Source organism: Halomonas sp. EF61 (genome assembly GCF_040147045.1).
GTDB classification, from domain to species: Bacteria; Pseudomonadota; Gammaproteobacteria; order Pseudomonadales; family Halomonadaceae; genus Halomonas; species Halomonas litopenaei.
Genome location: NZ_JAMSHM010000001.1, coordinates 983,277 through 994,268, shown reverse-complemented (window position 1 = coordinate 994,268; position 10,992 = coordinate 983,277). Strand labels below are relative to the sequence as shown.

7 protein-coding genes are annotated in these 10,992 nt (G+C 61.0%); all 7 read left to right on the top strand.

The genetic code is table 11. The features are described 5' to 3' along the window. Positions 1-59 precede the first annotated feature (59 nt). The 7 genes from fliE (at position 60) to NFI08_RS04310 (ending at position 10,984) form a co-directional block, all read left to right on the top strand. Complete coding sequence (gene fliE, locus NFI08_RS04335) at positions 60-395, top strand: flagellar hook-basal body complex protein FliE (protein ID WP_045992432.1); 336 nt, start codon at positions 60-62, stop codon at positions 393-395. A gap of 125 nt (positions 396-520) precedes the next feature. After that, a complete protein-coding gene (locus NFI08_RS04330; protein ID WP_349587475.1) occupies positions 521-2,200 on the top strand; it encodes a methyl-accepting chemotaxis protein in 1,680 nt (559 codons plus the stop codon). 161 nt (positions 2,201-2,361) lie between these two features. After that, a complete protein-coding gene (locus tag NFI08_RS04325) occupies positions 2,362-4,230 on the top strand; it encodes a methyl-accepting chemotaxis protein (protein ID WP_349587472.1) in 1,869 nt (622 codons plus the stop codon). A gap of 1,421 nt (positions 4,231-5,651) precedes the next feature. Further along, positions 5,652-6,566, top strand: a complete 915-nt coding sequence (cysD, locus tag NFI08_RS04320) for a sulfate adenylyltransferase subunit CysD (protein WP_108448603.1) — start codon at positions 5,652-5,654, stop codon at positions 6,564-6,566. A 241-nt stretch (positions 6,567-6,807) separates the two neighbouring features. Then, complete coding sequence (cysN, locus tag NFI08_RS04315) at positions 6,808-8,721, top strand: sulfate adenylyltransferase subunit CysN (RefSeq protein WP_108448604.1); 1,914 nt, start codon at positions 6,808-6,810, stop codon at positions 8,719-8,721. 44 nt (positions 8,722-8,765) lie between these two features. Beyond that, positions 8,766-9,245, top strand: coding sequence for an RT0821/Lpp0805 family surface protein (locus tag NFI08_RS22850; protein WP_108448605.1), 480 nt, complete (start codon positions 8,766-8,768; stop codon positions 9,243-9,245). Between the two features lie 8 nt (positions 9,246-9,253). Then, complete coding sequence (locus NFI08_RS04310; RefSeq protein ID WP_485477668.1) at positions 9,254-10,984, top strand: polysaccharide biosynthesis/export family protein; 1,731 nt, start codon at positions 9,254-9,256, stop codon at positions 10,982-10,984. Positions 10,985-10,992 lie beyond the last annotated feature (8 nt).

Below are 10,992 nucleotides of genomic sequence, written 5' to 3'. Positions count from 1 at the left end.
GCTTGCTGTCGTGGAGGCGATGCGCCTCCGTCACCGGCCAACGAGACACAGGACCCGTCATGTCGACTCCCGCGATGCAATCGGCCCTTGCCCAGATGACCACCATGGCCCGCGAGGCCAGCCAGGTGTCGTCCCCGACACTGGGGGGCAACACCGAGGCGGCCCAGGCCGACGCAGGCTTCGCCGACGCCTTGAAGTCGTCGATCCAGCGCATCAACGAGCTCAAGGCCACCGCCGATTCGCAGGCCAAGGCCTTCCAGGCCGGGGTGCCGGGGGTCGAGCTCAACGACGTCATGGTCGACATGCAGAAGGCCAGCGTGGCCTTTCAGATGGGCCAGCAGGTGCGCAATCGCCTGGTATCGGCCTACAGGGATGTGATGAACATGCAGGTGTAGGTGCCGCGCTCGGCTACCCCCTCGGCGATCCCCCATCGTCTGCCGACATCTTTATGTAATGTTTTGCTGATATTCCTTCGGCACCCGCTCGCCCGAGAAGCGGGGCAACCAGGGATATTCGCTCCATGACGTCTTTTCGAACGCTCTCCATACGTGCCAGCGGGCTGCTGGCGTTGTCTCTCTTCCTGATATTGATGGTCGGACTGGGTGGACTGGGCCTTTATGCCAACCAGCAGGGACGAGAGGCTTTCGATGTAATGCGCGACGAACACGTCGGTCAGTTCCGTCTGCTCAATCTTGCCCAGACCAGGGTCTTTCGTTCACGCGCCGAGATGGATCGGGCGGCCAGGCTGACGCGGGTGCCGTCCTTCGATCGACCGGGTCCGGTGATCGCTTCTGCCGAGACGCTGCTGAGCGAGGCCAGGGAGGCCTTCGAGGCCTTCATGGCAATCGATGTCGGCGAGGCTCAGGCAGACAACAAGGCGACGCTCGAGCGCCACTTCCGCTCGCTGGTATCCACCGGCCTGGAACTGCAGCTGATGTTGCTCAAGGAGGAAGACCTTGGCGCCTATGATTCGGGCCAGGCTCGACTGACCAGCATGAGCCAGGCCTTTGTCGATAGCGTGGAGGCCTTTTCCACCCTGGCGCTGGAGCAGGAAGAGGGACTGGCTGCCGGCTTCAGGCACCTGGCAGACAGCATGAACCTCGCCCTGGCGGCGGCGCTCACCCTGGCTCTGGTGCTGGCCATGGCAATGGCTCTGACGGTTCGACGCTACCTGCTGGTCCCGTTGAAGCAGCTGCTGGAACACTTCGAGGCGATGGCCCAGGGCCGACTCGAGCGTCGCCTGCCCGATATGGGCAGCAGCGAAGTGGGCCAGCTGTATCGGGGCGTGGAGTCACTGCGACGGGCGTTGGTGAAGAACATTCGCGGGATTCGCGAGACCAGCGATGACCTGCGTCACAATGCCGAACGCATGCTCGATGATGGTCGCGAACTGGCCACCCGTACCCAGCGCCAGGCATCGGCCCTGGAGCAGACGGTCGCCAGCCTCGAGCAATTGACGGCGACGGTGGCCCAGACGGTGCAGCATCTGGGGGACGCCAACCGCCTGGCGGGCGATGTGGGCAAGCGTGCCAGCAAGGGCAGCGAGGGCGTCGCAGCGGTGGCGGCGGCCATGGACGAGATCCAGCGCCACGCCGACCAGGTGCAGGCGATGGTCAAGCTGATCGACGATATTGCCTTTCAGACCAACCTGCTGGCCCTCAATGCCTCGGTGGAGGCTGCCCGTGCCGGCGAGCACGGCAGAGGCTTCGCGGTGGTAGCGGCGGAGGTGCGCGGCCTGGCGGCGCGCAGCGCCGAAGCGGCCGGCGAGATTCGCAGCCTGACCGGTGCTTCCAGCAAGAGCGTGGCCGATGGCGCGAGGCAGTCCCGCGCCGCCGATCTGTCGATCCAGGGGATAGCGGCGGCAGTCGGGCAGTTGGGGGGCCGAATCGCAGAACTGGAACAGGCCGCCGGAGAGCAGCATCAGGGCCTCGATCAGATTCATCGGGCGATGGCCGAGATCGATGCTGTTACCCAGCGCAACGCCCAGATGGTCGAGCGCTCACGGGAGGAAGCCGAACGTCTGACCGGCACCGCCCTGGCGCTGGGGCAATCCAGCGCGCACATGCAGCTGTCCGACGAAGACGACGACACCTGCATCGGCGAGATGACGCTAAAAACGCGGCGCTCGTGGTGGCGGGGGCTTCAGGCCTGGCGCGAGCGCCGGCAGGCCAGACGATTCGCGCAGGGTGTCAGCGCCTGACGGGCGCGGCCCATTTCCCTATCGTCGATGAGCCGTTCGGGAGCCATTCGGGAGGCAAAGGGGGTAATCGTCGAACTTGGGCTAAAGAGGCATTCTCGATGGCCGATAGTCGCTTGTGTCGACCTTGCAGCCGCAAGGCGTAACCCTTGACAGAGAGCGACATGATTCATTCCTTGAGATTTCGGCTCCTGCTGACCACCGTGGCCGTCATAGTGGTGGCCCTGGCCATCAATGGAGCGGTCAACCTCAGCATTCTGCATCACCATCAGGAGCGCCAGGATGCGCAGCAGCTGGCCTCGGTCGCCGAAGGCAATCGGGTGGCCATCGATGAGTGGGTGTCGAGCCACGCACGCCAGCTCGAGGCACTGGCGCCGGCCGTGTCCGATGCCGATCCCCTGGCGGCGCTGCTGCAGTTGCAGGCCGGTGGCGGCTTTCTTACCACCTATCTGGCCGAGGCCGCGAGCGGAGATGTGATCTTCTCCGACGGCTGGGACGCCCCCGCAGAGTATGATCCGCGTCAGCGCCCCTGGTATCAGCAGGCCGTTGAGGCTGAAGCGACCGTGGTGACCCCTCCCTACAAGGATGCCAACACGGGGGGGCTGGTGGTGACCTTCGCTACGCCCTTCTTTAATGAGGGCAGGCTCGAGGCGGTGGCGGGTGGCGATATCACCATCGACGGTGTGATCGATGTGGTGGCCGACATCGCGCCGACGCCGAGCAGTTTTGCCTTCCTTGTCGATGGGGAGGGAGCCCTGGTGGCGCATCCTGATGCCACGCTGAGTCTGGCGCCGGCGACCGAGCTGTCTGAGCGTCTGACGCCGGATTTCCTGACGCAGCTGGGTGACCAGGCACGCCCTGTCACCGTAGACATCGGCGGACGGCAGCGCGAGCTTCTCGCCACGCCCATCAGCGGTACCGACTGGCGACTGGTGATTGCCCTGGACAGCCGGGAGGCCGGTGCCAGCCTTCAGCAGGTGACACAGGCAGCGCTCTGGACCCTGGTGATTGTCGGTCTGGTGGCACTGCTGCTGCTGAGCGTGCTGCTGACCCTCGCGCTCAAGCGACTGTCGATTGCGCGGGATGCCATGGCCGACGTCGCCAGTGGCAACGGAGACCTGACCCGCCGCCTGCCGGAGGACGGCAAGGATGAGGTGGCCCAGATCGCGAGCGCGTTCAATCGCTTCGTGTCGCGCATGGAGGCGGTGATGATCACCATCCGGGACAGCAGCGAGTCGGTGCGGGTTGCCGCTGGCGAGATCGCACTGGGAGGGCAGGACCTGTCGCGACGCAGCGAAACGACCGCATCGAGCCTGCAGCAGACCTCGGCATCGATCGAGGAGATCACCAGCACCGTGGCGCATACGGCGGCCGCCTCGCGCGATGCCAGGCGGCAGTCGGGGGAGGCCACCGACGTCGCCGAGCGAGGCGGTGAGGTGGTGGACCAGGTGGTGGACACCATGGAGTCGATCACCGAGTCCTCAGTGCAGATCGGCGCCATCGTCAAGGTGATGGATGGTATCGCCTTCCAGACCAACCTGCTGGCGCTCAATGCTTCGGTGGAGGCGGCCCGGGCCGGGGAGCATGGCCGGGGCTTCGCCGTAGTGGCCAGTGAGGTACGCCAACTGGCCACCCGATCCGCCGAGGCGTCCCGTGAAATTCGTAGCTTGATCGAGACCTCCGGCGAGCGCGTGGCCAGCGGTACCGAGCTGGTGCGCCGTGCGGGCGAGACCATGGGCGAGATCGTTCAACAGGTCGGGCGCGTCACGTTGAGTCTGGACGAGATCAGCGTGGCGGCGGAAGAGCAGAGCGAAGGTATCGCACAGGTCAATATCGCGGTGGCGGAGCTGGACCGCATGTCGCAGCAGAACGCGAGTCTGGTCGAAGAGTCCTCCGCTGCCACCGAGCACCTGCTGGAACAGGCCGATCGACTGGGGCGGATGGTGGCAGGATTTACCCTGAGCGAGTCTGCCAGCTCTGCCTCAGCGCAGGCCAATCACCCCGAGCGGGTTTCCGCGCCAACCCCCGCTTGATGCCCTGTTAGTGGGCCGGGGGCCGGGTCTTTCAGGCCCCCGCTTCAACCTTCCACTTCAACCTTCCCGTTCAAGCTCAGGCTCAGGCTCTGCCCCCTGGCGGCGCAGAGCCTGAGCTGTTCCCTGCTCTGCTTGTCACCCCACGCCAGCACGCCTCTTCATCTTGGGACTTCTCGACGTGGGATGCCTGGGCGCGCGGTGTGCCGTGGTGCTCCCTCTCCCATGACCGGCCCCACGCTATCTACTTTCTACCTCTCTCTGCCTCTACCTTTCTCTGTCCCTCTGTCCCTCTGTCCCTCTGTCCCTCTGTCCCTCTGTCCCTCTGTCCCTCTGCCCCTCTGTCCCTCTGCCCCTCTGTCCCTCTCTGCCTCTCTGCCTCTCTGCCTCTCTGCCTCCTGATTCTTGTGTTCCTCCGCGCCCTGCAGGGCGCCTGTCATCACGTGCCCGGTGACGGCGGACCGTCGACCGACATGGTGGCCCTGGGGGACCAGGAGGACCTCCTTGAGACGGATCAGACTGGAGGAAGCACGCGCCTGGAGCGGCCTGGGAGCTAAAGTTCGGCACAGTTAGTTGCCCTGCTCAATGGCGATTTCCTCACGAAAGCGGCTCTCTGGGCGCCCCCTCATGGCCTTGGCTACGAGGGGAGACGCTAGAAGCTTACATTTATCGGATGTTGGCACTTCTGACGATCCAGAAATGTTTTTCGCCAAGATGGTGAACTTTAATTGAAAAACAATACCGTCGAAGTTGATTGATAAAATTCTGTGCAGTTATCTGCCTATATCTAACCTAAATTCGCCAAGGCATATTCCTTTTATTGTACCTAAGGATTAGGCGCGAAGATTGTTTTTGTGCTGTAACGAAAAATACGCAGTTAGAATGCCTTTTTTTATCCACTATAATTACATATGTTGTTGCTTTTTGTAGAGTTTTTGGATTTTTATGTGAAGCGGCGTGCTTGTTGCTTTTTATATGTTTTTTGTATTGCAGCATAGTTAAAGGGAGGCGGATTACTCTCTATGCAGTAACCGTTTATTGCCCGCCAATAACCTCGCCCGTGTCTGGATGGAGAAGTACAAAAACATTAGTATCGATGATTGTGATCAAGTGTTAATGAACCGTTATCAATGTTACTCGTCTGTTTGCTACCACGGTCGAGGGCAAAATTCGTTGAAGCAGGGCAGGGGAAGGCGTCCGTGACATCCCGGGGCGGTAGCGTGCTTCATCGCCACCAGTCCCAGTGACCCTCTTCTGCACCAACTCGCGGATCACATGCCGCGCCCACTCACCGGCGCTTGAAGCCTTGGTGCTGCTGTGGGCTATTCGGGCCAACGGCTGCGGCTACGTCACGCGGGTCGAGTCGGCCGAGCTCCACACATCCCGCCGGCGAGTGTTTCCCTTTCCGAGGACTTCGATCCGTCATGGAACTACTACCCGATCGCCAGACACACCTCCGACAGCTGGAGGCCGAATCGATCCATATCATCAGAGAAGTCGCAGCCGAGTTCCGTTCTCCGGTCATGATGTACTCGATCGGCAAAGATTCATCGGTAATGCTGCATCTGGCGCGCAAGGCATTCTTTCCCGGCACGCCCCCCTTTCCGTTGATGCACGTGAACACCACCTGGAAGTTCCGCGAGATGATCGCCTTTCGCGATCTCATGGCGAAGCAGTCCGGCATGGAGCTGATCGAGCATATCAATCAGGAGGGTGTCGCGGCCGATATCAATCCCTTTGATCACGGTAGCGCCAAGTATACCGACGTGATGAAGACCGCCGCTCTCAAGCAGGCACTTGACCACCACGGATTCGACGCAGCCTTTGGGGGTGCCCGCAGGGATGAGGAGGCGAGTCGTGCCAAGGAGCGCATCTTCTCCTTCCGTGACAGGCATCATCGGTGGGAGCCGAAGAGCCAGCGCCCCGAGTTGTGGAGCCTGTATAACGCCAAGGTGAACAAGGGGGAGTCGATTCGCGTCTTTCCTCTCTCCAACTGGACGGAACTGGATATCTGGCAATACATCTATCTCGAGGGAATCCCCATTGTGCCGTTGTACTACGCCGCACCACGGCCCGTGGTGGAGCGAGATGGCATGACGATCATGGTCGACGACGACCGGCTACCGCTGCGGGAGGGCGAGACGCCCCAGGAGCGTTGGGTAAGATTCCGTACCCTCGGCTGCTATCCCCTGACCGGTGCGGTGGAATCTCGAGCCGCGACCCTCCCCGAAATCATCCAGGAAATGCTGCTGACGCGGACCAGCGAGCGCAGCGGTCGAGCCATCGATCACGATCAGGCGGGGTCGATGGAAAAGAAGAAGCGCGAGGGTTATTTCTAGACTAGCCGGAACAGCTGTTCTCCTGCCGTCTTGTACTGAACTCGCGAATTGACGGTGGGGGTGCTCCCCTGAAGGTGGCGACACCCATCATTCCACCAGACGGCAAAGACCGCGACTACGTGCTCGCCGCATTTCTCCACGCTCCGCTCTTCCAATCTCCAGATTGCACTTCGGTTCAGCCCTAGTCTCCTCGGCATCCTTGTCCGGGTGCTGTGGCTTGCGCCTCTACCAGGAATTCGTCATGTCCCATCAATCCGAGCTGATCGCCAGCGACATCGAACGCTACCTGAAGGAACACGAGAACAAGGACCTGCTGCGCTTCATTACCTGCGGCAGTGTCGATGATGGCAAGTCCACTCTGATCGGGCGCCTGCTGCATGATTCCAAGATGATCTACGAGGATCAGCTGGCCGCCATCACCCAGGCGTCTCGCACTAGCGGCACCACCGGTGACGAGGTGGATCTCGCGCTGCTGGTGGATGGCCTGCAATCAGAGCGTGAGCAGGGAATCACCATCGATGTGGCCTATCGATTCTTCTCCACCGAGAGACGCAAGTTCATCATTGCCGACACGCCGGGGCATGAGCAGTACACCCGCAACATGGCGACCGGCGCTTCCACGGCCAGTCTTGCGATCATCCTGATTGATGCTCGACACGGTGTGCAGACCCAGACGCGTCGTCATAGCTTCATCTGCGACCTGCTGGGCATAGAGCACCTTGTGGTAGCGGTCAACAAGATGGATCTCGTGGCGTATGACGAAGATCGTTATCTGCAGATCGTCGACGAGTATCGGCACGTCATGGATCGACTCGAGGCCCGGGATATACATTTTGTCCCGCTGTCTGCGCTGAAAGGCGACAACGTGGTCGAGCCCAGCAGCGAGATGCCTTGGTACGACGGTCCCAGCCTGCTCACGCTGCTGGAAGAGGTCGAGATCAGGCACGACCAGAATTTGCGAGATGTGCGCTTGCCGGTTCAGTTCGTCAACCGGCCCAATCTGGATTTCCGGGGATACGCGGGCACCCTCAGCTCCGGTGTCTTGACTCCCGGACTGGCGGTCAAGGTGTTGCCGAGCGGTACCACCAGTCAGGTGAAGCGCATCGTTACCATGGATGGCGATCTCGATGCGGCGTTTCCCGGACAAGCGGTGACCATCACCTTGAGCGACGAGATCGATGCATCGCGCGGAGACTGGATCGTCGGGGTCGATGATCAGGTGCCGCTTCGGTCGGAATTCGAGGCCGATATTGTGTGGATGCACGAGTCCCCGTTGGAACCCGGAAAATTGTATGACATCAAGCTGGCCACTCGGGACCTTGCGGGAAAGGTTGTCGCCATCGACTACCTGGTGGACGTCAACACCCTGGAGCAACGGCACGGGGAGCAGCTGGATCTCAATGCTATCGCGCGTTGCCGTGTCGAGCTCACCACCGCGATACCTGTCGACGACTATCGTACCCACCCTGGCACGGGCTGCTTCATTCTGATCGATCGATTGACCAATCTTACCGTCGGTGCCGGGATGATCCACAGTCCGTCGGATGCGGAGCTGCCCTACGAATTCCGCAAACACGACAGCAAGGCCAGCGTGGTGTGGAACCGCACCACAGTAACCCAGACCATGCGAGAGAGGATCAATGGCCACCGTGGCTGCTGCGTCTGGTTTACCGGGTTATCGGGCTCCGGCAAGTCGACCCTGGCCAATGCTCTGGAGGTGGAGCTCAATCGACGCGGGTATCACACCATGCTGCTGGATGGCGACAATGTCCGGCATGGGCTCTGCAAGGACCTTGGCATGGGGGAGCAGGACAGGGCGGAAAATATTCGACGAGTCGGTGAGGTTGCTCGGCTGTTCGCAGAGGCTGGGGTGATCGTTATTACCGCATTTATTTCGCCGTTCCGAGCAGATAGAGAGGCGGCCAGGGCGCTGTTTCTTAGCGATGATTTTATCGAGGTGTTTGTCGATACGCCCCTGGATGTCTGTGAAGAGAGAGACCCTAAGGGGCTGTATCAGAAGGCAAGAGAAGGCAAGATCCTTGATTTTACTGGCATCAATAGCCCTTATGAGGCGCCTGTGAACCCAGAGGTTTCTGTCAATACCGAGATAATGAGCGAGCAAGATATTATTGCGAAATTGCTAAAAAATCTGTAACAGTTATTCGTCGTTTTTCGCATGACGACGTTGGGAATTTCGCTATGATTATGCTTCGATATTGCACGTTTTCAGAGCCGGTTGTCGTCGAGAGGCGGACGTCTGTAAGGGCCTCGGGTGTTCCGAGGAAAAGCGTCTTTCTCCGGGGTGCCACGGTTACGCTTCTCCTTGCTACGGTGCTGATCACTGGCTGTGTTCAGCGTCCGCTTACCCAGCCGAACAGCGCCCAGGGGATCATGAGCGAGCCTGCCGGCATCCCTGCCTCCGGTGACTTGTCGCAGTTTCTTGCCCAAACCCCCGCCGGGAGTGCCACCACACTATCGAGTAGCCCCTGGGGAGCGAATGTGGAGGTGGTGGCTGACTCCCCCTACTTCTCCGCCAGCAGGCGCATATGCCGTCACTTGACAGTGACTCGCCGGAGCAACGGGGATCGACTGGCGGCCGTCGCCTGCAAGTCGGGAGAAGGCGCCTGGTTTACCAGTCGCCTGGTAACGGCGCTGTACAACGGAGCGGAGACCTGGTGATGACAATCATGGACGAACGGCTCGGCAGGGCGGTGCTGCGTCTGGCAAGAAGGCTGTCGTTGCCGGTGTTGTTGCTGATGCTGAGCTGGTCGATGGCGAACTCGGTCGCTGCGCAGGGTATTGCCCTGCCGGACGATATCTTGCCTCAGGCTCGGGAGCAGACGGATGAGGGGACGATCAATGACTCGCCTCGCGCCAACTGGAACAACGATCGCTATGGGCCGCCCTCGATACCGTCACCGATCGATGTGGAACTGCTTCCTCCCTTTGGCGCAAACCTCTTTACCGGTGGGTTTCGAGGCACCATGGCAGACGGGCTCAACCGTGACTATCGCATCAAACCTGGCGATCAGGTCACCCTGAGAGCATGGGGGGCGGTGGAGTTCGATCGAGTGGTGCCCGTGGATGCCCAGGGCAATATCTTTCTTCCGTCGATCGGCCCCCTCGCCGTGCAGGGAATGAGCCATGGCCAGTTGGACGCTCGTGTTCGAGAAGCGATCCAGAGCATCTATCCCGAGAACGTGCAGGTGTACACGAACCTGCAGGGCGTACAGCCCGTCGGTATCTATGTCACCGGCTATGTCCACAGCCCTGGTCGTTACGCGGGCACCCCCTCGGATTCGATTCTGTACTTTCTCGATCAGGCCGGGGGGATCGACAACGCCCTTGGCAGCTATCGCAGCATCAGCTTGATGCGTCAGGGGCAACGCCTGGCCAGCTTCGATCTCTACGACTTTTTGCTGGACGGCAGTATCGCTCGGCCTCAGTTGCGTGATGGCGATACTATCGTGGTGGGAGAACGAGGCCCCTCCATTGCGGTGACCGGTGATGTGGAACGCGCCTACCGATACGAACTGCAGTCTGGCCAGTTGAGTGGCAGCGATCTGGTGAGCCTGGCCCGCCTGAAGAGTGGCGTGTCTCACGTATTGCTGCGTGGAGAGCGGGCAACCGGCCCGGTTGCCACCTACCTGACGCTCGACGAATTTCTCGCGCGACAGGTCCAGCCTGGTGATGAGGTGATCTTCAATGCAGATCATCAGGAAGGCACCATCGTGGTTGCCCTGGAGGGGAGTTTTCTGGGGCCGTCGAGGTTTGCCCTGCCGCGGGATGCCCGGCTCGGAGAGTTGCTGGACGCCGTCGCCATCTTGTCCGACATGTCGGCCAGCCACAATGTGTCGATTCGCCGAGAAAGCGTAGCACGGCAGCAGAAAGAGGCGCTCGAGGATAGTCTCCGCCGTCTGGAGACGACCTATCTGGGAACATCGTCATCCACCGATGAGGAGGCGAGAATCAGGATTCGCGAGGCCGAGCTGATTCAGATGTTTGTGGCGCGGGCGCGACAGCTCGAACCCAGCGGTCGGCTGGTGGTCGCCAGTGATCAAGGGGTTGCCGACATTCGGTTGCAGGACGGTGACGTCATCACATTGCCGGAGGCCATGGATTCGGTGCTCATCAGCGGAGAGGTGGTCGTGCCACAGGCGGTGGTTTATCAGCCGGGTTCAGGTCTCGACCACTATCTTGATGCCGCTGGTGGTCTTACCCAGCGTGGCGATGAGGACAACATCCTGGTGGTTCGCCAGAACGGCGCGGTGCGTAGTGCCGACGATGTCGACCTGCGTGCTGGAGACGAGATCCTGGTAATGCCGGCTGTTCCCACCAAGAATCTTCAGTTGGCAACCAGCCTGACCCAGATCCTTTATCAGATTGCGGTGGCCACCAAGGTGGCGATCGATCTCTAGAGGGGGCC